The organism is Nocardioides dokdonensis FR1436 (assembly GCF_001653335.1).
Lineage (GTDB): Bacteria > Actinomycetota > Actinomycetes > Propionibacteriales > Nocardioidaceae > Nocardioides > Nocardioides dokdonensis.
Map to the genome: position 1 here is coordinate 1,120,965 of NZ_CP015079.1, position 25,008 is coordinate 1,145,972.

Here is a 25,008-nt window from a genome sequence, read left to right on the forward strand (position 1 = left end):
ATGGACACCACGCCTGCCCTGATCGTCTCGCTGCTCGTCGGCCTCGGCTGCGTCCTGGCCGTGATGACCGCGACCGCGCTGCGGGCCCGCCGGCTCGGGATCGTCGCCGTCGTCGACGTGGCCTGGGGCGCCGGCTTCGTCGTCGTCACGCTGGTGACGGCGCTGGTGGCCTCCGCGGCCGACGCCGCGGACTGGCACCGCTGGCTGGTGCTGGCGATGGTGGCCGTCTGGGGCGGGCGCCTGGCCTGGCACGTGCGCAGCCGTGCGCTCGGCGCCCATGGCGGGAAGGAGGATCCGCGCTACGAGGAGATGCTCGGCGGGTCGCTCGCCGAGGTCGGCATCGGCACCGCGGTGCGTCGGGTCTTCCTCGTGCAGGGCGTGGCCCAGTGGTTCGTCTCCATCCCGGTCGCCGTCGGTGCGGTGCTCGCGCTCGAGCACACGTGGGTGCTGGCGCTGGGTGTCCTCGTGTGGGCCCTCGGACTGACCTTCGAGACCGTGGGCGACCGCCAGCTGGACACCTACATGTCGCGCCCGCGCGACGAGCGGCCGCCGGTGATGGACCAGGGCCTCTGGGGCTGGACCCGGCACCCGAACTACTTCGGGGACGCGTGCGTGTGGTGGGGCCTCTGGCTCGCCGCGGCCGCCTCCACCGGCTGGGTCGTCGCCCTGGCCACCGTGCTCTGCCCGGTCGCGATGACGCTGTTCCTGCGCAACGTCACCGGCGCCAAGCTGCTGGAGAAGAAGATGAGCCAGCGCGACGGCTGGGACGAGTACGCCGCCCGCGTGCCGATGTTCTTCCCCCGCCCCCCACGCTCCTGACATGCCCGCGGACCGGGTGGCGCAGGCGATGCGGGCGGTCGCCCGCCGCGACTACCTGCCGCCCGAGGTGCGCGGCCGTGCCGGCGACGACGCGCCGGTGATGATCGGGCACGGCTCCACCAACAGCCAGCCCCGCACGGTCGCCGCGATGCTGCGGCTGCTCGACCCGCGCCCCGGGCAGCGGGTGCTCGACGTCGGGTCCGGGTCGGGCTGGACCACTGCACTGCTGTCGTGGCTGACCGGCCCGGACGGCTCCGTCCTCGGGGTCGAGCTGGAGCCGGAGCTGGTGGACATGGCCCGCGCCCACCTCACCGCGCAGGCCGTCCCGCGGGTCCGGGTCGACGTCGCCGACGCCGATGAGCTCGGCCGCCCCGCGGAGGCGCCGTACGACGCGATCCTGGTGTCCGCCGAGGCCCGCGAGCTGCCGCCGGCGCTGCTCGACCAGCTCGCCGACCCCGGCCGGATGGTGATCCCCGTGGACGGGGTGATGCTGCTCGTCGTGCGGCGCGACGGCGTGGACCGGGTCAGCCGGCACGGGCGCTACCGGTTCGTGCCGCTGCGGTGAGTGCGTGCTGGGGTCGTGCGGACCCTCAGACCAGCCCGACGAGCGCGGCGGAGCGTTCCCACAGGCCGTCGATCAGGGCCTGGTCGTGGGCCTGCTTGTGCTCGCGACCGTCGATGGTGAACCGGCTGAAGTAGCGGCCGTCGATCTCCGGATCCGGACCACGCTCGGCCAGGGCGATCATGGGCGCGGCACCGTCGGGGACGCTGATCGTCGCGAGGCGCTTGAGCGGCGTGCGGTAGAGCAGGCCGACGAAGAACGAGTCGCGGCCGAAGGAGCTGCCGACGGGGCCGGGGTGGACGGCGGTCGAGACGATGCCGTCGCCGGACCAGCGCTGGGTGCTGCCGCGGGTGAAGAGGATGTTCATCAGCTTGCCGGTGCCGTAGGCCCGCACCTCGAGCGCGCGGCGGTGCTCGTAGTCGAGGTCGTCGAGCACGACCCGGCCCATCAGGTTGGCGATGCTGGAGGTGTTCACGACCAGCGAGCCGTCGGCCGCGGCGAGCCGGGGGTGCAGCAGGTTCGTGAGCAGGAACGGCGCGAGGTGGTTGACCTGGAAGTTCGGCTCGTGGCCGTCGTGGGTCTTCTTGGACGGCGAGAACGTGCCGCCGGCGTTGTTCATCAGCACGTCGAGCGTCTCCACGCGCTCGCTGACCTGCGCGGCCAGGCGGCGTACGTCGTCGAGGCGGGAGAAGTCCGCGATCAGCGGCTCCGTGCCGACAGCCTCGGCGATCGGGCGCAGCTTGTCGGCCGATCGGCCGGTCACGTGCACCGTCGCGCCCTTGTCGGCCAGCACCTTGGCGGTCTCGGCCCCGATCCCGTCGCTCGCGCCGGTCACCAGGACCGTACGGCCCGCCATCGTCTGCTCAGTCATCCTGCGACTCTAGGGCGCAGGGCCGGGTGCAACGAATCACGGACCGGGTCTCCCGCCGGCTGTCCACAGACGGTGGGAGACCTCTTGACTCGAACTGGTGTGCGAGTAAAATTGGGGGCATGCTCGGGACACAGGCGCTGGAGGACATGAGCGAGGACCAGGTCCTCGACGCAGCCTCCCGCCATGCTGACCTGCTGCAACGCTCCGAGGTCGGGCTCCTCGAGGTCGCCTACCAGTGGGCCGTCCTGCACTCCGTGGACCGCCTCGACCCGCACCAGGCCCGGCTCCCGGGACGTGAGCAGGGCCGCCGCTACGGCGGCACCGGTGTCAGCGAGGTCTCCGAGTTCGCCGCCGCCGAGCTCGGCGCCCGCATCGGACGCACCACCCACGCCGCGATCGCCCTGATCGCCGACGCCCAGGACCTGCGCCACCGCCACCCGGTGCTGTGGGCCCGCGTCCAAGCAGGCGAGGTCCGCGCCTCCTACGCCCGCCACGTCGTGACCAGGACCCGCGAGCTGTCGCTCGCCGAGGCCGCCCACGTCGACGCCGAGGTCGCTGAGTCCGCCGACGGACGCATCCCCTGGACCCGCTTCGAGGCCCTCGTCGCCGGCAAGGTCGCCACCGCCGCCCCCGCCCTGGCCCGCGAGAAGGAAGAACGCGCCAAGAAGGCCCGCTTCGCCAAGATCATCGGCCGAGGCGAGCACGGGATGGCCTCCTTCCGCATCCGCGCCGACATCGCCACCATCACCGCCCTCGACACCGCCATCACCACCCGCGCCGCCCAGCTCGCCCGGGTCCTGCCCGACGAACCAGGCGCCCACGACGAGGACGACGAGACCCGCACCGACGAGCGCAGCATCACCATCGACGACCGCCGCGTCCTGGCCGCCCTCCAGCTCGCCACCGGCACCAGCCCCGACCAGACGCCCCGCGTAGACGTGACGCTGATGGTGCACCTCGACGGCCGCGGCGAGCGCGAGCTCGACGCCCACGGTCACCCCCTCGAACCCATCGCCCGGCTCGAGGGCCACGGCCCCCTCACCACCACCTGGCTCCGCGAAACCCTCGGCCCCCGGGCCCGATTCCGCATCCAGCCCGTCATCGACCTCGCCCACCAGGTCCCTGTCGATGCCTACGAGATCCCCGCCCGACATCGACAGGCCGTGCGCCTGATGACGCCGGCCGACACCTTCCCCTACGCCACCTGCACCAGCGACCGGATGCAGATCGACCACACCGTGCCCTACCTGCCCCACGGCACCGGTGGTCCCAGCGTGCTCGGGAACTACGGCCCCCTCACCACCACCCACCACCGCATCAAGACCCACGGCGGCTGGCAGGTCCACCAACCCGTCCCCGGCATCTACCTCTGGCAAGACCCCCACGGCGCCCACTACCTCGTCGACCACACCGGCACCCGACGCCTGCCCCAGACACCCGGGCGTCCACAGCCGACCAGCACCTTCGAGATCTACGAACCCGACCTCCAGATCGACCTCGCCTACGCCGCCTGACCCGCCCGACGCCGGAAGAGGTAGGCGAACGCGGAGCGGGTGTAGGCGATGCCGCGGCCGCTCTGCCGGATCAGCTCCGAGTCGGCGGCACCCGACTTCCTGGGTTGCAGGTACGACGCCAGGTCGGCGGTGTCGAGGCGGTAGCGGTCGCCGGTGTGCTGGACCGCGGCCACCAGCTCGAGCGACCCGTCGAGCGCGGCCAGGCTGGCGTCGCCGTGGCTGGTGTTGGCCAGCAGCAGCCCGTCCGGGGCGAGGTGCTGCTGGCAGTGCTCCCACACGGGGCCGGCGTACAACGAGACGAGCAGGTCGAAGTCGGCGGCGAGCGGGAGCGTCGAGGTGTAGTCGGCGCGCAGGAAACGGACCTCGGCGCCGGCGCCGGGCAGGGTCCGTCCGTCCAGGTCGGCCGCCACGAGGGCCGGGTCTGCGAAGAACCGCTCGGTGCGCTTGTCGGTGTCGACGTAGGTGACCGAGGCGATGGCCGTCGAGGGCGAGAGGTCCAGGTAGGAGCCGGGGTACAACGCCCGGGCGGTCCCCCACTCCCGCGCGACGGCGGCGAACAGCCCCGACCGGTCCCCGATCGACTCCCGGTAGGTGGACCACGTCGGTGTGCTCATCCGACCTGGTCCAGCCAGCGTCGCGCGTCACCGCGCGAGTGGAGCCGCACGACGTGCGGCGGCGTCGGTGCCTCGGCGACGAGCCGGGCGATCCGCGTGGTCTCGGTCGAGCGGAAGGTCAGGACCGAGTGGAGCAGCTGCCACGTGACCCGTTCGCGCCACGACGGGGGCACGTCCGGGCGTGACCCGGCGGGCCGCAGCCGTCGAGCGAAGATGCCCCGAAGTGCCGTACGGGTGGGGTAGTCGAGGTGCACGACCAGGTCGGCCGCGGCGAACCGCTCCGGCAGGGTCGAGGCGTAGTGCCCGTCCATCACCCACCGGGGCTGGGGCAGCTGCACCTCCACCACGTGCCTGCGCCAGCCGGGTCGGTCGTCGACATAGCCCGCGGTGGGATCGTGGAAGAGCCGGTCGAGGTGCACGACAGGCAGGTCGAGACGGGCGCCCAGCTCACGCGCGAGCGTCGACTTCCCGGTGCCGGGCGAGCCGACGACGAGGATGCGCTGACCCCTCATCCGACCATCATGCGCCCATCCGCACCGGGTGGGGGCGGACCTGGCAGCATTCGGGTCGTGAGCGAGATGTCCCCCGGGGAGACCGGCGACCTGGGCCAGGAGCTGGTGCGGCTGGCCTCCGCCGACAACTTCCGCGACCTGGCCGGGCCCGGTCACACGACTGCCGACGGCCACCCGCTGCGGCCGGGGGTGCTGTTCCGGTCCAACGAGCTGCAGCTCAGCGACGCCGACGCGCACCGGCTGGCCGGTCTGGGGCTCGGTGAGATCTTCGACCTGCGCGAGCAGCACGAGGTCGACGCGCACCCCGACATCGAGGTCGCCGGCGCGAGCTGGCACCACCTGCCGGTGCCGGGCATCCCGATGGAACAGGTCGTCGCCCTGGCCACCCGCGAGCAGGCCGACGAGGCGATGCGGGCGGTCTACCGCGGCTTCGTCGACGACGAGCTGGCCCGGGCGAGCTTCGCCGAGCTGCTCACCCGGCTCGCCGCCGGCGCGGCGCCCCAGATCTTCCACTGCACCGCTGGCAAGGACCGCACCGGCTGGGCCTCGGCCCTGCTGCTGCGCCTGGCAGGGGTGCCCGAGGAGACCGTGCTCGCCGACTACCTGCGCACCAACGAGGTCAACGGCACCCGCGAGAAGTACCTCGCCATGGTGGCCGAGCACCTGGGTCCCGAGAAGGTCGCGGTCTACGAGAGCATCATGGTGGCCCGGACCGGCTACCTCACCGCCGCCGACGAGCGGGTGCGCGCCGAGCACGGCGACCACGCGACGTACGCCGTCGAGGGGCTGGGCCTCAGTCGCGAGACGGTGGCGGCGCTGGTGGCGCGGCTGCGCTAGGCCCCCGCAGGTCCAGCGTCGTGGTGGGCGGCTGGCGCCGCAGCTCCTGCGGCTCCGGCTCGGCCTCGGGCTCGGTCTCGGGCACCTCGTGCTCGGTGAAGTGCACGTCGATGACCTCGTTGACCTTGTGGCGCTGCGAGCGCACGTAGTAGGTGTAGGCGCGCTTGTCGGCCGGGGTCAGGTCGACCTTGTCGAGGAAGAGCGTCAGCAGCGAGCGCGGGTAGAGCTGCCGGGCGAGGACCACGTTGACCTCCATCCCGATCACCCCCATGACGGCGGCGATGTAGATCAACCCGATCAGCCCGAGGACCAGCGCGAACGTGCCGTTCATGCCGTCGGTCCCGCTCAGCACCGCCGTGACGTAGAGCGTGCCGAGCCACTGCAGGCCCTGCCAGAGCACGGCCACGACGTAGGCGCCGGGCGCGGCCTGGCTCACGCTCAGCCGTCGCGCCGCGGCCAGCCGGAACAGCGCGGTGAGCACCGCACCGACCAGCAGCACGGTGACCAGACGCACCACCCAGCGCCACGATCCGTCGACGCTCACCACGAGCATGTCGGTCTCCGAGCCGAGCGCCGAGAACACCGAGATGCCCAGCACCGCAAGCCCCGAGGTGACCAGCAGCACCAGGCTCTTGATCCGCAGCACCACCGGGTTGGGCCGGCTGTTGCGCGGCACCGACCAGGCGATGTTCTGCGCGTTCTGCAGCGCCTGCCCCAGCCCGAGCGCGCCGTACGTCGCGGTGAGGGCGCCGACGACGACGGCCGTCGTCGAGCCGCTCATCCCCTCGGGGCGGCCCAGCTCCTCGCCGATGATCGGGAACTGGCGCAGCGCCGAGCTGAGCACCGCCTCCTGCAGGCCCGGGTTGCCCTGCAGCAGGAACCCCAGGATCGAGGTCGCCAGCAGCAGCAGCGGGAAGATCGCAATGAACCCGTAGTAGGTGATGATCGCGGCCAGGTAGGGGCCCTGGTCGTCGATGTACTTGTAGAAGACCGCGATCGGCACGGAGAGGGGTGGGAAGCGTCGCTGCGCACGGTCGGCACCGTCCAGGACTCTTCCCACCCCTCCACGCTAGTGGGTGGGCTAGTAGGACTTGGGCAGCCCCAGCGAATGCATCGCGACGAAGTTGAGCACCATCTCGCGACTGACCGGCGCGATCCGGCCGACGCGGGTGGCCACGAGCAGGGCCGCCATGCCGTACTCCTGGCTGATCCCGTTGCCTCCGTGGGTCTGCACCGCGCGGTCCACGACGTCGCAGGCCGCCTCGGCGGCGGCGTACTTGGCCATGTTCGCGGCCTCGCCCGCGGCCATGTCGTCGCCGGCGTCGAGCAGGGCTGCGGCCTTCTGGTTCATCAGCCGCGCCATCTCGATCTCGATGTGGCTCTGCGCCAGCGGGTGCGCGATCGCCTGGTGCGCGCCGATCGGCTGACCGAAGACCGCGCGCTCCTTCGCGTACGCCGCCGCCTTGCCCAGCGCGAAGCGCGCCAGGCCCGTGGAGAAGGCCGCCGCCATGATCCGCTCGGGGTTCAGCCCCGCGAACAGCTGGACCAGCCCGCCGTCCTCGTCGCCGACCAGGGCGTCCGCCGGGAGCCGCACGTCGTCCATGAAGACCTGGAACTGGTTCTCCGGGCTGACGAGCTCCATCGGGATCACGTTCGCCTCGAAGCCCTCGGCGTCGGTGGGGACCACGAAGAGGCACGGCTTGAGCCGCCCGGTCCTGGCGTCCTCGGTGCGCGCCACGACCAGCACGTTGTCGGCCTCGTCGACCCCCGAGATCCAGATCTTGCGGCCGGTGAGCAGCCACCCGTCGCCGTCCCGGCGCGCGGTGGTGCTGATGTTGTGGCTGTTGGTGCCGGCGTCGGGCTCGGTGATCGCGAACGCCATCGTGCCGGTGCCGTCGCACAGGCCGGGCAGCCACTTCTGCTTCTGCGCCTCGGTGCCGTAGCGGCTGATGATGGTGCCGCAGATCGCCGGGCTGACGACCATCAGCAGCAGCGGGCAGCCCTGCGCCGCGAGCTCCTCGCACACCGCCGCGATGTCGCCGATCCCGCCGCCGCCGCCGCCGTACTCCTCGGGGATGTTGACGCCGAGGAAGCCGTGCTTGGCGATGTCGAGCCACAGCTCGGTGGTCTTCTCCCCGGAGCGAGCCTGGGCCACGAAGTAGTCGCGGCCGTACTTGCCGGCCAGCTTGGCGACCGCCTTGCGGAGCTCCTGGCGCTCCTCGGACTCGGTGAACGCGTGCGTGCTCGTCATGCCTGCTCCTCCACTACTGCCAGAACCTCTCCGGACGCGACCTGCGCACCGGGCTGTACGTCGAGCTGGGTCACCACGCCGTCGGTGGGCGCGCTGACGGTGTGCTGCATCTTCATCGCCTCGAGCACCAGCACCGGCTGACCGGCGCTGACCGCGTCGCCCTGCGCGACCAGCACCTTGATGACGCTGCCGGGCATCGGCGCGAGCAGGCTCCCGGAGGCCACGGCGTCGGCCGGGTCGGTGAACCGGGGCACCCGGACCAGGCGCAGGTGCCCGCGCGGGGAGTCGACGTCGAGCACCGCCTCGTGGGTCGGCCCGCTCACCGTGACGTCGTACGTCGTGCGCACCCCGTCGCGCTCGAGGGTCACCGCACACCCGTCGGTCGAGCCCGTCGAGACCCCGACCACGGTGCAGCCCTCGACGGTGAAGCCGTCGCGACCACCCCGCCACTCGACGAGGACCGGCTCCGTGTGCTCGCCCCCGCGCCGGAGCTCGGTGCGCTGCGGCGCGGCGACCACGTTGCGCCACGCGACGGGCGCGCCGTGCTGGACGGTGCGCTCGGTGCGGGCCCGCTCGGCCAGGGCGAGCGCCGCGGCCACGGGTGCGCCCGGGTCGTCCTCGGCGCCGGCGAACAGCCCCGGGTGCTCGTCGAGGAACCGGGTGCTGATCCGGCCCGCGAGGAAGTCCGGGTCACGCAGCGCCGCGACCAGCAGCGTGCGGTTGGTGACCAGACCGTGGATCCGGGCCCGGGAGAGCATCCCGGCCAGTCGGCGGGCGGCGGCCTCGCGGGTCGCGGCGTGCACGACCACCTTGGCCAGCATCGCGTCGTAGTGCGTGGAGACCACCGAGCCGGTCGCGAAGCCGGAGTCGACGCGCACGCCCGGCTCCTCGCCGTGCGCCCCGGGGATCTCGAAGCGGGTCAGCAGGCCGCTCTGCGGCTGGTAGTCGGCGGCCGGGTCCTCGGCGTAGAGCCGGACCTCGATCGCGTGACCCTGGCTCGCCGCCACCTCGGGCAGGTCGCCGCCCTCGGCGATCGCCAGCTGCTGGTCGACCAGGTCGAGGCCGTGCACCAGCTCGGTGACCGGGTGCTCGACCTGGAGCCGGGTGTTCATCTCCAGGAAGAAGAATCGCTCGGTGTCGGGGTCGTAGAGGAACTCCACGGTGCCCGCGCCGCGGTAGTCGATGGCCTGCGCGGCGGCGACCGCCGCCGCGTGCATCGCGGCAGCGACCTCGGGGGCCAGCCCGGGGGCCGGGGACTCCTCGACGACCTTCTGGTGCCGGCGCTGCAGCGAGCAGTCCCGCTCGCCGACCGCGACCGCGCCCCCGCGGCCGTCACCGAGCACCTGCACCTCGACGTGGCGCCCGCGCTCGACGTAGGTCTCGATGAACACGGTCCCGTCCCCGAACGCCGACTCCGCCTCGGCCGTGGCCTTCGCGACCTCTCCGGGCAGGTCGGCGAGGGTGCGCACGATCCGCATGCCCCGCCCACCGCCGCCCGCGGAGGCCTTGACGATCAGGGGCAGGTCGGCCTCGGTCGCGGTCTCGACGCCGTGGTTGGTCAGCACCGGGACCCCGGCCGCCTCCATCAGCTTCTTGGACTCGATCTTCGAGCCCATCTGCTCGATGGACTCCGGCGCCGGACCGACCCAGGTCAGCCCGGCCGCCTCGACGGCGCGGGCGAAGTCGGCGTTCTCGGACAGGAAGCCGTAGCCGGGGTGGATCGCGTCGGCACCCGCCGCCCGCGCCGCCTCGAGGACGAGGTCGGAGCGCAGGTAGGTCTCGGCGGGCGCGTGACCGGGCAGCCGGACGGCGGCATCGGCCTCGGCGACGTAGGGCAGGTCGGCGTCGGCGTCGGAGTGCACGGCGACGGTCTCGATGCCGAGGGCGCGGCAGGTCCGGAAGACCCGCGAGGCGATCTCGGCGCGGTTGGCGACCAGCAGTCGGTTGATCATGGGCGCTCTCACATCCTGAAGACGCCGTAGCCGGCGGCGCCGGTCCAGGGCTTGTTCTCGATCACGGACAGGCAGATGCCCAGGACGGTGCGGGTGTCGCGGGGGTCGATGACCCCGTCGTCGTAGAGCATCCCGGACAGGAAGTGCGGCAGGGACTGCTCCTCGATCTGGGCCTCGACGATCTCCTTGACGGCCTTGAAGCCCTCGGCGTCGAACACCTCGCCCTTGGACTCCGCGGACTGCTGGGCCACGATCTCCAGCACCCCGGCGAGCTGGGCCGGGCCCATCACCGAAGACTTGGCCGACGGCCAGGTGAACAGGAAGCGCGGGTCGTAGGCGCGCCCGTTCATGCCGTAGTTGCCGGCGCCGTAGGAGGCGCCCAGCACCACGGTCAGGTGCGGCACCGACGAGTTGGAGATCGCGTTGATCATCATCGCGCCGTGCTTGATGATCCCGCCCTGCTCGTACTCCTTGCCGACCATGTAGCCGGTGGTGTTGTGCAGGAACAGCAGCGGCGTGTCGGACTGGTTGGCCAGCTGCACGAACTGGGTGGCCTTCTGGGCCTCCTCGCTGAACAGCACGCCCTGGGCGTTGGCCAGGATGCCGATCGGGCGCCCGTGCAGGCGGGCCCAGCCGGTGACCAGCGACGTGCCGTAGAGCGGCTTGAACTCGTCGAAGGCGACCGTGTTGCCGGGTCCGGTGCCGTCGCAGATCCGCGCGATCACGTCGCGCGGGTCGAAGGGCTCCTTGAGGTCGGCCGGGATGAGGTCGAGCAGCTCCTCGGGGTCGGCGTCGGGCTCGGCGTACGCCGGCACCCCGTCGGACGAGCCCGTCGGGGGCCGCTTGCGCTTGAGCCGGGCCACGATCCGCCGCCCGAGCCGGATCGCGTCGCGCTCGTCCTCGGCGAGGTAGTCGGCCAGGCCCGAGGTGCGCGCGTGCATCTCGGCGCCGCCCAACGACTCGTCGTCGGACTCCTCACCGGTGGCCATCTTCACCAGCGGCGGGCCACCGAGGAAGACCTTGGCCTGCTCCTTGACCATCACCGTGTAGTCGCTCATGCCGGGGACGTACGCCCCGCCGGCGGTCGAGTTGCCGAAGACCAGCGCGATCGTCGGCTCCTTGCGCGCGCTGGCGCGGGTCAGGTCCCGGAAGAGCTTGCCGCCCGGGATGAAGATCTCCTTCTGCGTGGGCAGGTCGGCACCGCCGGACTCCACCAGCGAGATCGTCGGCAGCCCGTTCTCCTCCGCGATCTGGGCGGCCCGGAAGATCTTCTTGACCGTCCACGGGTTGCTCGCGCCCCCCTTCACGGTCGGGTCGTTGGCGCTGATCATGCACTCGACGCCCTCGACGACGCCGATGCCCGTGACGACGGAGGCGCCGACGGCGAAGTCGGAGCCCCAGCCGGCCAGCGGGGACAGCTCCAGGAACGCCGAGCCCTCGTCGACGAGCAGCTCGATGCGTTCGCGGGGCAGCAGCTTGCCGCGCTGGTGGTGGCGGGCCACCGAGCGCTCGCCGCCGCCGGCCACGGCCTTGGCCTGCTCCGCCTCCAGCGACGACAGCTTCTCGAGCATCGCCTCACGGTTGGCGCTCACGACTCCAGCACCGCCTTCATCCGCTCCAAGGTGGTGCGCATCCCCTTCTCGTTGGTCCGAGCCCGCAGCCGGCCCAGGAACAGCCAGTAGAGGCGGAACGGCAGGGCCGCGGAGAGGCGGAAGTACTCGGTGACGATCGAGCCGCCCGACCCGTCCGGCTCGATGCGGTAGCCCCAGTTGTTCACCGTGACGTCGTCGGTGCCGACGCTGAACTCGAAGAGCCGCGGCTCCTCGCACGCCGTCACCTGGCACGGCGACCAGTACGTCGGCCCCACGCCGTTGCGCTTGACGTGGCCCTTGAAGCTCGCGCCGACCGCGGGGCCGGTCGAGCCACGGGTCCAGCGGGCCTCGAAGGTCTCGGGCGAGAACTCACCGATGCGGGTCACGTCGCTGACCAGCGACCACACCTCCTCGGGACTCGCCTTCATCGGGATCGTGACCTCGCCGGTCATCGGGGGGATCAGGGCCATCAGCTGGTGCTCCTCGTCGGTGCGTAGCCCAGCAGCTTGGCGGCGAGGTCGGTGAGGACCTCGGTCGCGCCGCCGCCGATGGGCAGGATGCGGGCGTCGCGGTAGTGCCGCTCCACCTCGGTGCCGTGCATGTAGCCGGTGCCGCCGTGCAGCTGCACGGCCTGGTCGCACACGTAGGTCGCCGCGTGGCACGCGGTCTGCTTGGCCAGGCACGCCTCGGCGACCGTGGCGCCGCGCTCGACGAGGGTGCGGGTGTAGGTGCGCGCGACCTCGACCTGGCGGTGCATCTCGACGAGCTGGTGGCGCACCACCTGGTTGGCCACCAGCGGCTTGCCGAACGTCTGGCGCTCCTGGCAGTACGCCGCGGTCAGCTCGAGGCTGCGTGCGGCGATGCCGTAGGCGTGCACCGCGAGGGCGATCCGCTCGGAGACGAACTGCTCGGCGATCTGGTAGAAGCCGGAGTTCTCGGCGCCGACCAGGTTGGCGACCGGGACCCGCACGTCGACGTAGGACAGCTCGGCGGTGTCGGAGCAGTGCCAGCCCATCTTGCGCAGCGAGCGGTCGACGGTGAAGCCGGGCGTGCCCGCCTCCACGACGAGCAGGCTGACGCCGCCGTGGCCGGGCTCGCCGGTGCGCACCGCGGTGGTCACGAAGTCGGCCCGCACCCCGGAGGTGATGAAGGTCTTCGCGCCGTTGACGACGTAGTGGTCGCCGTCCCTGACGGCGGTGGTGCGCAGGCCGGCGACGTCGGAGCCGCCGCCGGGCTCGGTGATCGCGAGCGAGCCGATCATCTCCCCGGCCAGGGTCGGGCGCACGAAGCGGTCGACGAGGTCGCTGCCGCCCTCGCCGCGCTGCGCGGCGGCGACCATGTGCGGCAGGGCGATGCCGCTGGTGAACAGCCCGGCCAGCAACCCGCTGGACGCGCCGGCCGACAGCATCCCCTCCTGGAGGTCGACGGAGTCGAGCATGCTGCCCCCCTCGCCACCGACCTCGGCGGGGAACGTCAGCCCGAGCAGCCCCTGCTTCGCAGCGGCCGCGTGCAGCGCGCGGGGGATGCTGCCGGCGTCCTCCCACTCCTGCAGGTGCGGCGCCACCTCGCGGCGGGCGAACTCCGCACCGAGCTCGCGGATCTCCGACATCAGAGCAGCCCCTCCTGCACGTGGACGGTGCGGGCGCGGGCCCACTCGCCCAGGCCCTTGGCCTGCGGGTCGAAGCGGGTCGAGGAGGCCACGCCCTCGCCGAGGAGTCCCTTCAGCACGACGTTGACGGCACCCAGGGTGGGCAGCACGTGCACCTCGATCGCGTCGTCGGGCAGCGCGGCGGCCTCGGGCAGCAGCTCGCGCACCTTGCGCGGGCTGATCAGCTTGGTCAGCCAGGTCACCCGCGCCGCGTAGTGCGGCGAGCCGTCGTGGGCCACCCACAGCCCCAGGTTGGCGTCGCCGCCCTTGTCGCCGGAGCGCGCGTGCACGAAGGTGCCCAGCGGCAGCCGGCGGTTGAGCGTGTCCGCGGGGGCGGGGTACGGCGAGGGTCGCAGCCCCACGGTGTGGTCGGCCTCGGTGAACGACGTCGGGTCCGCGACGACCTCACGGGTCCCGTCGGGCAGCACCACGACGTGCTCGACGGCCGACCGGTCGACGTACGCCGCCCGGTACACGCCGTACGGCGTGGGCTGGCCGGGTGGTCCGGTCAGGGTGAACCCGGGGTAGGAGGCGAGCGCGAGCTCGACCGCCGGGCCGGTGAAGGCCTTGGCGACGGGACCCGGCTCGCTGTCCTTGACCGTGCAGCGCAGCAGCACCGACGCACCCTCCTCGGTGTCGGCGTCGAGGCTGGAGCCGGCGGCGCGGTTCCACGTGACGGACTCCGCGGCCAGGCGCGGGGACAGCTGCTCGCGCACCCAGTCGGCCTTGGCCTCGATGTCGAGACCGGTCAGCACCAGCTCGATGCTGTTGCGCCAGCCGCCGAGCTCGTTGACGCAGACCTTGAGCCGCTCCGGCGGCGCCGAGCCGACCACGTCGCTGATCCGGACCCGGTCGGGGCCGGTCTGCTCGAGGCGCACCGTGTCGAGGTGGGTGGTGACGTCGGGGTTGAGGTAGCGGGTCGACTGGATCTCGTAGACCAGCTGCGCGGTGACGGTGTCGACGGTGACCGCGCCGCCGGTGCCGGCCTGCTTGGTGATCGTGCTGGAGCCGTCGGCCTCGATCTCGGCGACCGGGAAGCCCAGCGGCACCGACAGGTCGACGCCGGCGCGGGCGAGGTCGCGGAAGCCGCTGAAGTTGCCGCCCGTGGCCTGGGTGCCGCACTCGAGCACGTGCCCCACGACCACCGCCCCGGCGAGCTCGTGGTGCTGCTCGGGCGTCCACCCGAAGTGGGCGGCGGCGGGGCCGACGACCAGGGAGGCGTCGGTGACGCGGCCGGTGACCACGACGTCGGCGCCGGCCGCCAGGGCGCGGGCGATGCCGAAGCCGCCCAGGTAGGCGTTGGCGGTCAGGGCGCCCTCGAAGCCGAGCTCGGCGGCCCGCTCGCGCAGGTCGTCGCCCTCCACGTGGGCCACGGACACGTCGAGGCCGAGACCCTGCGCGACCTCGCGGACCTTGGCCGCGAGCCCGGCGGGGTTGAGGCCGCCGGCGTTGCTGACGATCCGGGTGCCGCGCTCCAGGGCCAGGCCCAGGCAGTCCTCGAGCTGGCGCAGGTGGGTGCGTGCGTAGCCGAGCGCGGGGTCCTTCATCGTGTCCTTGCCGAGGATCAGCATGGTCAGCTCGGCCAGGTAGTCGCCGGTGAGCACGTCGAGGGTGCGCCCGTCCTCCAGGCTGCCTTCGAGCATCTCGCGCATCGCGGAGATCCGGTCGCCGTAGAAGCCGGAGCAGTTGCCGACCAGCAGGTGCGGGGTCATCGGGTCTCCCTGCCAGGTCCGGCGGGGCCGGCGAAGGCCTGAGCGATGGTGAGCCAGTGCTCGGCGTCGGCACCGGTGGCCACCAGATCGGTGTCGTCGCGGTGCACGCGCTGGGTGACCAGCAGGCAGAAGTCGTACGCCGACCCCGTCACCGTCTGCGTGGCCTCCTCCGGGCCCCAGGCCCAGGTCTCGCCGGAGGGCGAGACGAGCTGCACCCGGAACTGCTCCGCGGGCGGCTGCTCGGCGTGCACGCTGTAGGAGAAGTCCCGCGTGCGCACTCCGAGGTGCGCCACGTGGCGGATGCGGTCGCTGGGCTCGGGGCGGGTGGCGAGGCCGAGCGGCACGAGGGCGTCGTACACGTCGAGCGCGTGCGCCCAGGTCTCCATGAAGCGCGCCGTGCCCATCGAGGTGGGCGACATCGGCGGCCCGAACCAGGGCATCTTCTCCCCTGCCGGCACCTCGCGCAGCGCGGTGGTCAGCGCCTCGCGCGCCGTGCCCCACCGCGCCAGCAGCGCCTGGGGGGTCAGTCGGGCCGCCTCGTGGGCGCTCGTGTCGACGAACCCCTCCGGGTCGCCGATGGCGGCCAGCACGACGTCGTCCCAGGCGGCCTTGCCCTCGGGGGTGCCGCTGCGCGCAGCGAGGGCGGCGACCTCGTCGGTCCAGGCGAGGTGCGCCACCTGGGTGGCCACGCTCCACCCGGGTGCGGGGGTGGGCGTGGCCCAGGCCTCGGCGTCCAGGCCGGCCACCGCCGACCAGAGCTGGTCGCCCTCCGCACGCAGGTCGCCCAGCAGGGCCTCGAGCAGGTCACTCATCGCTGTCTCCTCGTCAAGGTGGTGTCGAGCGTGTGCGCCCAGCGGTCCAGGATCCGGGCGCGCCGGGCGGCGTCGTCGCTGATGGTGTTGGCCAGGCCCAGGCCGCGGACCAGGTCGAGGGTGGCCTGCACGAGCTCGCGCACGCCCTCGACGGACTCGTCGGCGTCGAGCAGCTCGACGGTCAGCCGGTGCGTCTCGCGACCGACCTTCTGCTCCAGCGGCCCCAACGAGGCCTGGAGGCCCGGGTCGGTCCGGGCGGCGACCCACAGCTCGAGCGCGGCCACGAACACCGGGGAGGTGAAGTGGTCGCCCAGCACCTGCAGCACCCCGCGGGTGCGGGGCACGTCGGGCGGGAGCGCCGCGGCGGCGGCGGCCAGCTCAGCACCCCGGACCTCAGTCAGGTGCTCGACCGCCGCCACGACCAGGTCGTTCTTGGTCGGGAAGTGGTGCAGCTGGGCACCCCGGCTGACCCCCGCCCGCTCGCTGACCAGCGTGGTCGTGGTGCCCGCGAAGCCGCGCTCGACCAGCAGGTCGACAGTCGCGTCCAGCAGCCGCGCCCGCATCAACCGGGTGCGCTCCCCCTGGGGCACGCGGGCGGGGGTCTCGGTCACGGGCACAGCCTGGCCGTTCAACAACAAACAGTCAAGCCTGACTTTTGTCGTCAGATCCACCCGGCCGTGGTGGAGCTTTCGGACGACGGGTCTGCCAGGGCCGCTCGGTCCTTCCGACTACGAAGCCCTCGCACCATCCGCTCATGCCGAGAGTCGTGCGCGCGGGTCAGCGGTGACCCAGCAACCATGTGCCGACCGCATCCGGTTGCTGATGCACCGCCGACCTGGCCGGACGGGGGCCAGCGGTGAACCGGCAACCGAACGAGCAGTCAGAACGGTTACTGACGCACCGCCCGGAACTGCCGCTGATTGTGCGCTGTCGTGCTTGTTATGCACGTGATCCAGCAGGACATTTCGACCAGCCGTTGTGGCTGCCTGTCGACGGAGCTGGAGGCCCCGAGATGTCGCTGCTCGATCCGTGTCTGATCCGTTCTCGAGGGCCGTCGGGGCAGGTGGTGGCCCGGCTCGGGGTGCCGCTGGTCGATGACTACCTGGAGTTCCTGGAGGGGCGGTGTAGACCGAACACGGTGCTGGCTGCGGCCTATGACCTGCGGGTGTTCTTCGCGGTGGTGGCCAAGCCGGCCCACGAGGTCCGTGCCTGCGACGTGCTCGGTTTCATCACCGCTCAGCGCACCGGTCGCACCAGCACCGAGGCGCTGCAGCCGGTCGGTGAGGACGACGGCACGGTGGGGGTGTCGATGAGCACGGTGGCGCGGAGGTTGTCGATCATCTCGGGGTTCTTCGCCTATCTGCAGGCTCGTGGTGACATCACCGCGAACCCGGTACCGCGCGGTCTGCCCACGCGGAGGGAACGCTCGCGTCCGGGGCAGGGGGTGCCGCTGACCCGGCGCACGCGTCGGTTGCCGCGCATCCTGACTCCCCTCGAGGTTGACCAGCTCACCGCCGCGCTGCGCACGCACCGCGACCGGGCGATGGTCGCGGCGATGGTGTTCGGTGGGCTGCGGCGCTGCGAGGTCCTGGGGCTGCGGCTGGAGGACCTGCGGGTCGCGGAACGGCGGGTGTTCATCGCCGACGGCAAGGGCGGCCACCAGCGGCTGGTGCCGGTCTCATCGCGCTTCTTCGCCACCCTCGCGGCCTACCTGGACACCGAACGCCCAGCCGATGCGGACACCGACCGGGTCTTCGTGGTCCTCAAGGGGCCCACCCGCGGTCGCGCGTTGTCGGTACGCGGGCTGGACGAGGTCCTCGCCGGCGCCAAGCGGCGGGCAGGGTTGGCGCACGCGACCTGCCACGAGCTGCGCCACACCTGCCTGACCCGGCTCCGCGAGGCCGGGATGGCACTGGAGGCGGTCCAGGCCCAGGCCGGACACGCCTCGATCGAGTCCACCCGGATCTACCTGCACCTGGCCGATGACTGGCTCGCGGCGCAGTACCGCAAGGCCGCTGAGGTCCTCGACGCCCAGCTCTACGCCGGGCACCAGGACCCCACCGGTGGGAGCACCCGGTGAGCGGGCCGCTGCTGCTGCCGACCTGGGAGGAGCTGGGCGTGCGCCCGCAGGTGGTGGCCACGATGCGGCGCTACCTGGAGCAGCTCGGATGCGTGCTGCGCCCAGGCAGCGTCGCTGGCGCCGACCTGGCGCTGCGCTCGTTCGCTGCGTACTTGGTCGAGGCCGCCCCGGAGGTCACCAGCATCGCCCAGGTCACCCGGCGCCACGTCGAGGACTACAAGCCCTGGCTGGCGGCCCGTCCGGGCCAGAACAAGGACCGGGTCACCATCGCGACCCTGGCACACCGGCTCGGCACACTGCGGATGTTCTTCGTCCGCATCGATGAGTGGGGCTGGGACCAGGCACCACCACGGGTGCCGATGTTCCCCGGCGACCTGCCCCGCCAGGACCATCCGTTGCCCAAGGCGCTCGACGATGCCGCGGCCGCGAAGCTGCTCCGCGCCGCCCAGGCCGAGCCCCGGCTGCTGGTCCGCGTCACCATCGAGGTGCTCCTGCGCACCGGGCTGCGGGTCAGCGAGTTCACCGCGCTGTCTGCCGACGCGGTGGTCCAGATCGGCGCCGCACCCTGGCTGCACGTCCCGGTCGGCAAGCTGCGCGAGGACCGCTACCTGCCGCTGCACCCACACCTGGTGGTTCTCATCGAGCAGTACCGCACCGCTCACGTGCCCGCCGAACACCCGCTGCTGCTGCCCCGGGAGAACGGGCGAGCGTTGGACCGCCACACCGTCACCAGGTTCATCAACAAGGCCGGCACCGCAGCCGGATTGGCGCACATCCACCCCCACCAGCTGCGACACACCCTGGCCACCCAGGCCATCAACCGCGGCATGTCGCTGGAGGCGATCGCAGCGATGCTCGGCCACCGCAGCATGGACATGACGCTGCGCTACGCCAAGATCGCCAACCGCACCGTGGCCGATGAGTACTTCGCCGTCACCGACCAGGTCGACGCCCTCTACGCCAAGACCGAACCGCTGCCCGCCGACGCCATCGGACCCAAAATGGCCCGGCTGCGCCGCGAGCACCACCGACTCCTCGGCAACGGCCACTGCACCCGCCCCGCCGAGCTGGACTGCGCCTTCGAGTCGATCTGCGAGAACTGCAGCTTCTTCCAGACCAGCATCGAGTTCCGACCCACACTCCAGGCCCAGCACGACGACGCCGAGAAGAAGGGCCAACACCACCGCGCCGACCTCTTCGGCCAGCTCCTCACCGGCCTCACGGAAGGCGAAGCATCATGAGCGACCGCCCCGATCCTGTGCATAATGCCGATGAGCGGGCTGTCTCCCCGAAGAGAATCCGATCTAGTTCTCCTGTGCCTTTGATGTCCGTTCGCGCAGTACGCGGTGCGCAAGCCACCAGACGGCCACATAGAGCACCAGCCCGGCCAAGAAGTACGGCAGCGTTTCCAGAACGAAGATGATGCCGCAGTCGTCGCAGTCCTCAATCTGGGCAGGCGTCGTGTAGCCGCTCTGAAGGCGGCGAGACTCCGCGACTTGCCAGGCGATGGCCCATAGCGGAACCAAGCCGAGAAGGAACCAAAGCCACCTTGGCCCCCACTCTGACGTCTTCATGGAGGCAGAGTGTCACCTGGCGCTACACAGGGAGGCGAAACTAGCTATAGCGCCGAAGGCGTCACACAGGCCTCTTCTAGGTTCGTCGGTGGAACCGGACCTCGTTGTCGGGGCCGACATCGACGTCGTAGTCGGGGTCGTGGATGCGGCGGTGGTGGAAGGGGCAGAGCAGCCGACCGTTGACCAGGTCGGTGCGCCCGTCCGGGGACCAGGGCCGGTCGTGGTGGGCGTGGCACATCGCCGGTGGTGCCTCACAGTCGACAGCGGTGCAGCCCCGGTCGCGCACGAGCAGCGCGAGGCGTTGGGCGTAGGTGAAGAACCGGCGGCTGCGGCCCACGTCGAGCGGTTGGCTCCTGCCGCCGAGCACGACGGGCACGATCCCCGCCTCGCAGGCCAGGCGGCGTGCGGTGACGGCGCTGACGCAGCCACCGGTGTCCAGCGCCGCCGTAGCGAGCCCGCCGGTGAGGCTCTCGAGCGTCATCGTGACCACCACGGTGGCGTTCACTCCGCCCGCCTTCGGCAACGCCGCGGGGTCGAGGCGCTCGATGAGCTCCACGAACGCCTCGCCCAGCCGCACCGCCGACGGACGACGACGAGCACCCTCGGGTGTCTCGGCACCAGTGCTAGCGCGGTGGGCGATCTGGTGCTTCGGGGCGGCGTAGGCCAGCACGACCTTCTCCAGCATCTGCCCCACCACCAGCGGCACCGTGAACGTGCCCCGGTACCGCCCGTGGCCGTCCTCGCGGATCCGGAACACCGCCGCCTTCTCCGCCTCCCGCTCCTCGCGCGCCAGCCGCTCGGCCTCCCACGCCTCGGCCACCTCCGGAGCCACGACGTCGAGGATGCGCCGACCCAGGACCTTCAACGCCTTCGCGTCGTGGATCTCGGCGTAGGCCACCAGCGCCTTCTCCGCCTGCTCCACCACCCCGGCCTCGAGGTCCTCGGGCAGCACCTCCAACGCTGCGGTGATCACCACCGCCTGCTCGGCATTGACGTCACCGCGACCCAGCGCCTCCCGCACCAGCCCGTGCCGCGCGAGCCCCTCGGCGAGGCGGACCTCGCGGAACGACTCCCGCTTGGTCGAGCGGGTCGCGTTCGCGTGCCACACCGCCAACGACGGCGACGCGTTCCGCTCCCGGACCGCGATCGTCTCGGCGTGCGCGAGCGCCCGCGAGCGCAGCTCCACCAGCCGGGCCTCGGCCCGCGCGATCTCCACCAGCACCCGCGCGGTCACCTCCTGGCCCATCGACCAGACCGGCGCCTCGGCCACCGCATCGAGCGCCGAGTGCACCCGCGCGACCGCCCCGTCGATGGGGTGCGCGGCGAGGGTGGCCATGAGAGAAGTCTCCCAGGGCCCACCGACAAAGAAGCAGGTCAGAAGGGGTTTTCCACAGACCCAACCAAACTTTTCTCGATCACTTCCTCAAGCACATCGGGTGGCCGGTTAAAGCGGTGAGTAGGCAACCGTCCGAGCGACCAGGAAGGTTGCTGGGTCACCGCTCCGAGTCCCGTCCGCGGCACCCTCACTCCAACCGCGCCACCAGCGGCAGCCGCGACCGCGCCGCCAGCCCGACCACCGCTGCAGTGAGCAGCGGCAGCCCGAGGACGACGACGCCCAGCAGCAGCCACGGCACCTCCAGGTAGTGCGACGCCTCGCCGGCCTGCGATCCGTACGGCGCAGTCAGCGGGTAGCTGATCGCGATGCCGGGCACGAGCCCCACCAGCGCCCCCAGGACCGCGCCCACCAGCCCCACCACCAGCGCGTACGCCGCCGCGACGCCGCGGCGGGTGCGGGGGCTGGCGCCCACGGCGGACAGGGTGGCGAGGTCGGGTCGGGCGTCCGAGAGCGCGAGGAAGGTCGCGGTCAGGGTGCCGCCCAGCATCAGCACCGCGCCCAGCGCACCGAGGATCAGCTGCACCACCGCGATCTCGTCGGGGGTCTCGTAGCCGTGCTCGACGTAGAAGGACGGTCCGCCCAGGGCGTTGACGACCTCCTCTGCGTCCTGCTCCTGCGCGGCGCTCCAGGTGCCGTCGAAGACCAGCGCCGTGGTCGCCGGCTCGATGCCGAGCGCAGCCGCCGCAGGCGTCGACACGACGGCCTGCGCGTTGGCCGCGCCGCGGGTGACCGGCAGCGTGAGCGCTGGCACCGTCGTGCGCACCCGGTCCACCCTCCGGCCGCGCTGGTCGTACACCGTGGCGAGCATCCGGACCTCGGTGAGGTTCGCGCCGCTGTCGCTGAGCACCACCACGCCGCCGGCGGCCAGGACCTCCCGGGCCCGGCCGCGGTCGGCGTCGGAGAGCTCGTCGAGGCCGGTGAGGGTGGCGGGCAGGTCGCCGTCCGAGACCGGAAAGGAGCCGCCTGGCCCCTCCGCCCAGGACCACAGCACCGGCTCGCCCTGGCCCTCACCCTGCCGCTCACCACGGGCGCCGCGGAGCTCGACGTAGCGATCGACCCCGTCGCCGTCCCCGGCGATGCCCTGCACCCGTCGCACGTCGGCGCCGGGGAGCTCGCGGGCGAGCACCTGCTCGACGCTCGCCCAGTCCACGCGCCGGCCGTAGCCGGTCACGAAACCGTCGCCCTCGGACAGCTGCGCCTGGTAGGTCGCGGCGTTCTGGGCCTCGTCGCTGGTGATGGCGATGCCCAGCGCGACCACGCCGGCTACGGTCGCGGCCACGGCCGCCACCGCCGGCACCGTGCGGGTGCGGTGCCGGGCGGCGTCGCGAGCCGCGAACCGCAGCGTCAGCGGCAGCCGCCGGGCGAGCCGGGCGACGCCGACGACGACCACCGGGACCACCAGGACCATGCCGAGCACGGCCAGGATCGCCGAGCCGGCGATGAAGATCTCGCCGCTCGAGCGCCCGAGGGCGCCGTACGCCGAGCCCGCCACGCCGGCCGCGAGCAGCACGAGGCCGAGCAGCGGGGACCGCCGCGACGCCCGGGTGTCACCCCGCCGGCCGCCGAGGACCGCGACGACGTCCTGGCGCGCGGCGGTGAACGCCGGGACGGCGGCCGCCAGCAGCGCGCTGACGAGACCGAACACGCCCACCCCGAGCAGGTGCAGCCAGGTGACGTCGAAGGGGCCGAAGGGGCTGTCGCTGAAGGACTGGAAGAGCGGCATCAGCAGCCGAGCCCCCACGAGGCCGAGCCCGATCCCGACCAGGGCGCCGAGGAGCCCGAGGACGACCCCGGCACCGAGCACCACGCGGCGCGCGTCGCGGGGCGACCCGCCCGCGGCGGCGATGAGGGCGAGCGTGCGCGTCTGGCGCCGCGCACCGACCGCGAACGCGGGTCCCGCGAGGAGGACCACCTCGATCAGCACCATCACCACGACCAGCGCGAGCACGGTGAGCGCGGCGTCGTCGATCCCGCCGACCATCATCTGCGCCTCGGGCGCGAGCTCGTCGGCGCTGGGAGGATCGGCCAGCACGGCCCGGGAGAGCACCGTGACGCCCAGGCCGTTGAGCTCGCGCACCTGCGACCAGGTGACCGGGTCGCCCCCCACCAGGTAGGTCCGCTGGCCGTAGTGCGGCACGTCGAGGGAGCCGATCTCCCCGAAGACCCAGGGCTGGGACCGCGAGCTGGTCGACTCGGCGCTGCCCACGATGGCGCGGGTGCTGCCGTCGGCGAGCTCGAGGACCCCGCCGACCTCCGGCCCGCGCTCGAGCAGGGCGGCGTTGGCGACGACCTCGTCGCTGCCGCGCGGCCACCGGCCCGCGCTCAGCTCGGCCAGGCCCTGGGCCAGCGGGTCGTCCAGGTCGACCTGGACGACCTGGGCGTCCGCGACGCCCACGTCGGTGACGAACGCGGTGGCGCCGTAGCGCAGCTCGATCGCAGGCAGGTCCTCGGCGAGCGCTGCGCGCACGTCGTCGAGCGTGGCACCGTCCGGGCCCACGTCGTCGCCCTGCTGGAACGAGGCGACGTCGGGGTCGGCCACCTGCGCCACCTCGGCCGCGGTCCCGAGCTGCACCCGCGCCTGGGCCGCACCGACCCGGCGCTCGATGCCCTCGGCCCCGTCCAGCGAGGCGGTGCTGTAGACGGTGGCGGCGATCGAGACGGCCAGCACCGGCAGGGCGATCATCACCAGGACGAGGAGGCTGCGACCGCGTGCCCGCCGGGCGTCGCGCCAGGCGATGCGCAGCGGCAGCCGCCACCCGCGCAACCTGCTCATCGGGTCTCGCTGGGCTCGAGCAGGGCCTCGACCGGCTCGCTGCCGGACTCGTCGACGACCACGCCGTCGCGCAGGAAGACGACGCGGTCGGCCCAGGCGGCGTGCCGGGCCTCGTGGGTGACCAGGACGCCAGCCGCGCCGGCGTCGCAGCGGGCGCGGAGCAGCCGCAGCACCTCCTCGCCGGTCTCGCTGTCCAGGGCTCCGGTGGGCTCGTCGGCCAGGATCAGCCGCCGCTCCCCCACGATGGCGCGGGCGATGGCCACCCGCTGCTGCTGGCCACCCGACATGTCGTCGGGGAAGCGCTCCGCGAGGTCGACGATGCCGACCTCCTCCAGCGCCCGCAGCGCCGCCTTGCGGGCGGCACCGGTGCGCTCGCCGTCGAGCTCGCGGGGCAGCGCGACGTTCTCGACGGCGGTCAGGGCGGGGATCAGGTTGAAGCCCTGGAAGACGTAGCCGATGGAGGTACGCCGCATCCGGGCCCGCTCGGCCTGCGACAGCGCGACCAGGTCGGTGCCCTCCACCTCGACCCGGCCCCCGGTGGGCTGGTCGAGCCCGCCCGCGATCGTGAGGAGGGTCGACTTGCCGGAGCCACTGGGGCCCATCACCGCCACCAGCTCGCCGGCGTGCGCCGAGAAGGAGACCCCGCGCAGCGCCTCCACCCGGGTGGCGCCCTCACCGTGCACCCGGGTGACGCCCGTCAGTCGCAGCACGGCGCCGCCGGCGTTCATCGGGCCGACTCCTGCGTGGTCTCGCGGCGGGCGCGGGTGGCGGACACGGCCTCGCGCAGCCGGTCGGCCGACTGGACCAGCCAGCGCTGCTCCTCGCGGCGCAGACGGGCCGCCTGGGCGACCTGCAGCTCGCGGCTCATCGCCCGGCCTCCTGCTCGACGTCGGCATCGCTCGGGCGCCCGGACGGCGCCGGGGTCTGCAGGGCAGCGCGGCGTACGCGGGCCTCGCAGTGGTCGAGCCAGCGGATCTCGGCCTCGGCGGCGAAGACCAGCGAGTCGAGCACCAGGCTCCAGGCGAGGTCGGCGCGGCCGGTCGCCGCGTCCGCGCGCCGCTTGAGGCGGGTGTAGTCCTGCAGCGCGCCCATGGTGGCGCTGCGCTGCTGCTGGATGAGGGTGCCGACGTCGACGCCGGGCACCGTGACGGCCAGGGCGAGCTTGATCGCCAGCTCGTCACGCGGCGGCTGGGTGCGCTCGACGGGCGTGGTGAACCAGGCGGCGACCTCGTCGTGACCGGCGGCGGTGAGCCGCCAGATCTCGTGGCCCTCGTCGTCGGCGCCGGCGGGCTCCACGAGACCGTCACGCTCGAGGCGGGTCAGGGTCGTGTAGACCTGCCCGACGTTGAGCGGCCAGGCCGACCCGGTGCGCGACTCGAACTCCGTGCGGAGCTGGTAGCCGTACATCGGCTCCTGCTCCAGCAGCGCCAGCAGCGCCTGCTTGACCGACATCTCGTGCTCCCACCCGTCGCGGGCACTCGGGCCCTCG

The 25,008-nt window shown here is 72.7% G+C and carries 24 protein-coding genes; 6 read left to right on the forward strand and 18 right to left on the reverse strand.

What is annotated here, in order from left to right; translation table 11 throughout:
• Complete coding sequence (locus tag I601_RS05370) at positions 1 to 819, forward strand: DUF1295 domain-containing protein (protein WP_068107175.1); 819 nt, start codon at positions 1 to 3, stop codon at positions 817 to 819.
• A 1-nt stretch (position 820) separates the two neighbouring features.
• Entirely contained in the window at positions 821 to 1,384 is a 564-nt protein-coding gene (locus tag I601_RS05375; RefSeq protein ID WP_068107176.1) for a protein-L-isoaspartate O-methyltransferase family protein, read from the forward strand.
• Between the two features lie 25 nt (positions 1,385 to 1,409).
• On the opposite strand, the gene I601_RS05380 is transcribed toward I601_RS05375, so the two are convergent.
• Positions 1,410 to 2,252, reverse strand: coding sequence for an SDR family NAD(P)-dependent oxidoreductase (locus tag I601_RS05380; protein WP_218917753.1), 843 nt, complete (start codon positions 2,250 to 2,252; stop codon positions 1,410 to 1,412).
• A gap of 119 nt (positions 2,253 to 2,371) precedes the next feature.
• Between I601_RS05380 and I601_RS05385 the strand changes: the two genes are divergently transcribed.
• Positions 2,372 to 3,766 carry an HNH endonuclease signature motif containing protein gene (locus tag I601_RS05385; protein WP_084527181.1) on the forward strand — a complete coding sequence of 465 codons (1,395 nt, stop codon included), beginning with the start codon at positions 2,372 to 2,374 and terminating at the stop codon, positions 3,764 to 3,766.
• Here the strand turns inward: I601_RS05385 and I601_RS05390 are convergent.
• Both I601_RS05390 and I601_RS05395 read right to left on the reverse strand, forming a co-directional pair.
• Positions 3,754 to 4,380 carry a hypothetical protein gene (locus I601_RS05390; protein ID WP_068107183.1) on the reverse strand — a complete coding sequence of 209 codons (627 nt, stop codon included), beginning with the start codon at positions 4,378 to 4,380 and terminating at the stop codon, positions 3,754 to 3,756. The two genes, I601_RS05385 and I601_RS05390, sit on opposite strands and share 13 nt — an antisense overlap.
• Positions 4,377 to 4,892, reverse strand: a complete 516-nt coding sequence (locus I601_RS05395; protein ID WP_068107184.1) for a P-loop NTPase family protein — start codon at positions 4,890 to 4,892, stop codon at positions 4,377 to 4,379. The genes I601_RS05390 and I601_RS05395 overlap by 4 nt, the downstream gene beginning before the upstream one ends.
• 66 nt (positions 4,893 to 4,958) lie before the next feature.
• Here I601_RS05395 and I601_RS05400 point away from each other — a divergent pair, with 66 nt between their 5' ends.
• Positions 4,959 to 5,729 carry a tyrosine-protein phosphatase gene (locus I601_RS05400; RefSeq protein ID WP_068107186.1) on the forward strand — a complete coding sequence of 257 codons (771 nt, stop codon included), beginning with the start codon at positions 4,959 to 4,961 and terminating at the stop codon, positions 5,727 to 5,729.
• Here I601_RS05400 and I601_RS05405 read toward each other — a convergent pair.
• From I601_RS05405 to I601_RS05445, 9 genes are read right to left on the reverse strand one after another with little or no spacing between them, the layout of a single operon-like run.
• Positions 5,686 to 6,789 carry a YihY/virulence factor BrkB family protein gene (locus I601_RS05405; RefSeq protein WP_084527185.1) on the reverse strand — a complete coding sequence of 368 codons (1,104 nt, stop codon included), beginning with the start codon at positions 6,787 to 6,789 and terminating at the stop codon, positions 5,686 to 5,688. The two genes, I601_RS05400 and I601_RS05405, sit on opposite strands and share 44 nt — an antisense overlap.
• 21 nt (positions 6,790 to 6,810) lie before the next feature.
• On the reverse strand, positions 6,811 to 7,980 hold the full coding sequence (locus tag I601_RS05410; protein ID WP_068107188.1) for an acyl-CoA dehydrogenase family protein: 1,170 nt from the start codon (positions 7,978 to 7,980) through the stop codon (positions 6,811 to 6,813).
• Complete coding sequence (locus I601_RS05415) at positions 7,977 to 9,932, reverse strand: acetyl/propionyl/methylcrotonyl-CoA carboxylase subunit alpha (protein ID WP_068107189.1); 1,956 nt, start codon at positions 9,930 to 9,932, stop codon at positions 7,977 to 7,979. The genes I601_RS05410 and I601_RS05415 overlap by 4 nt, the downstream gene beginning before the upstream one ends.
• A gap of 8 nt (positions 9,933 to 9,940) precedes the next feature.
• Positions 9,941 to 11,503, reverse strand: a complete 1,563-nt coding sequence (locus tag I601_RS05420; RefSeq protein WP_068114421.1) for an acyl-CoA carboxylase subunit beta — start codon at positions 11,501 to 11,503, stop codon at positions 9,941 to 9,943.
• A gap of 17 nt (positions 11,504 to 11,520) precedes the next feature.
• Complete coding sequence (locus I601_RS05425) at positions 11,521 to 11,994, reverse strand: SRPBCC family protein (protein ID WP_157519899.1); 474 nt, start codon at positions 11,992 to 11,994, stop codon at positions 11,521 to 11,523.
• On the reverse strand, positions 11,994 to 13,133 hold the full coding sequence (locus tag I601_RS05430; protein WP_068107191.1) for an acyl-CoA dehydrogenase family protein: 1,140 nt from the start codon (positions 13,131 to 13,133) through the stop codon (positions 11,994 to 11,996). Before I601_RS05430 ends, I601_RS05425 begins: the two co-directional genes overlap by 1 nt.
• Positions 13,133 to 14,884 carry an acyclic terpene utilization AtuA family protein gene (locus I601_RS05435; RefSeq protein WP_068107192.1) on the reverse strand — a complete coding sequence of 584 codons (1,752 nt, stop codon included), beginning with the start codon at positions 14,882 to 14,884 and terminating at the stop codon, positions 13,133 to 13,135. The genes I601_RS05430 and I601_RS05435 overlap by 1 nt, the downstream gene beginning before the upstream one ends.
• On the reverse strand, positions 14,881 to 15,696 hold the full coding sequence (locus tag I601_RS05440; protein ID WP_068107194.1) for a TIGR03084 family metal-binding protein: 816 nt from the start codon (positions 15,694 to 15,696) through the stop codon (positions 14,881 to 14,883). The genes I601_RS05435 and I601_RS05440 overlap by 4 nt, the downstream gene beginning before the upstream one ends.
• On the reverse strand, positions 15,693 to 16,307 hold the full coding sequence (locus tag I601_RS05445) for a TetR/AcrR family transcriptional regulator (protein WP_068114426.1): 615 nt from the start codon (positions 16,305 to 16,307) through the stop codon (positions 15,693 to 15,695). The genes I601_RS05440 and I601_RS05445 overlap by 4 nt, the downstream gene beginning before the upstream one ends.
• A gap of 455 nt (positions 16,308 to 16,762) precedes the next feature.
• Here I601_RS05445 and I601_RS05450 point away from each other — a divergent pair, with 455 nt between their 5' ends.
• Positions 16,763 to 17,776, forward strand: coding sequence for a tyrosine-type recombinase/integrase (locus I601_RS05450; protein WP_218917660.1), 1,014 nt, complete (start codon positions 16,763 to 16,765; stop codon positions 17,774 to 17,776).
• Entirely contained in the window at positions 17,773 to 19,017 is a 1,245-nt protein-coding gene (locus I601_RS05455) for a tyrosine-type recombinase/integrase (RefSeq protein WP_068107201.1), read from the forward strand. Before I601_RS05450 ends, I601_RS05455 begins: the two co-directional genes overlap by 4 nt.
• Positions 19,018 to 19,080: 63 nt before the next feature.
• Here I601_RS05455 and I601_RS05460 read toward each other — a convergent pair whose 3' ends face one another.
• The 6 genes from I601_RS05460 to I601_RS05480 form a co-directional block, all read right to left on the reverse strand.
• Entirely contained in the window at positions 19,081 to 19,350 is a 270-nt protein-coding gene (locus I601_RS05460) for a hypothetical protein (protein ID WP_068107203.1), read from the reverse strand.
• 76 nt (positions 19,351 to 19,426) lie between these two features.
• Positions 19,427 to 20,686 (reverse strand): HNH endonuclease signature motif containing protein, encoded by a 1,260-nt coding sequence (locus I601_RS05465; RefSeq protein WP_068107205.1) that lies wholly within the window; start codon positions 20,684 to 20,686, stop codon positions 19,427 to 19,429.
• Positions 20,687 to 20,873: 187 nt separating this feature from the next.
• A complete protein-coding gene (locus tag I601_RS05470) occupies positions 20,874 to 23,519 on the reverse strand; it encodes an ABC transporter permease (protein ID WP_084527187.1) in 2,646 nt (881 codons plus the stop codon).
• On the reverse strand, positions 23,516 to 24,247 hold the full coding sequence (locus I601_RS05475; RefSeq protein ID WP_068107209.1) for an ABC transporter ATP-binding protein: 732 nt from the start codon (positions 24,245 to 24,247) through the stop codon (positions 23,516 to 23,518). Before I601_RS05475 ends, I601_RS05470 begins: the two co-directional genes overlap by 4 nt.
• The gene (locus I601_RS21095) at positions 24,244 to 24,387 is read right to left on the reverse strand and encodes a hypothetical protein (protein ID WP_157519901.1); all 144 of its coding nucleotides are present in this window, start codon (positions 24,385 to 24,387) and stop codon (positions 24,244 to 24,246) included. The genes I601_RS05475 and I601_RS21095 overlap by 4 nt, the downstream gene beginning before the upstream one ends.
• Positions 24,384 to 24,971, reverse strand: a complete 588-nt coding sequence (locus I601_RS05480) for a PadR family transcriptional regulator (protein ID WP_068107212.1) — start codon at positions 24,969 to 24,971, stop codon at positions 24,384 to 24,386. Before I601_RS05480 ends, I601_RS21095 begins: the two co-directional genes overlap by 4 nt.
• Positions 24,972 to 25,008: the final 37 nt, after the last annotated feature.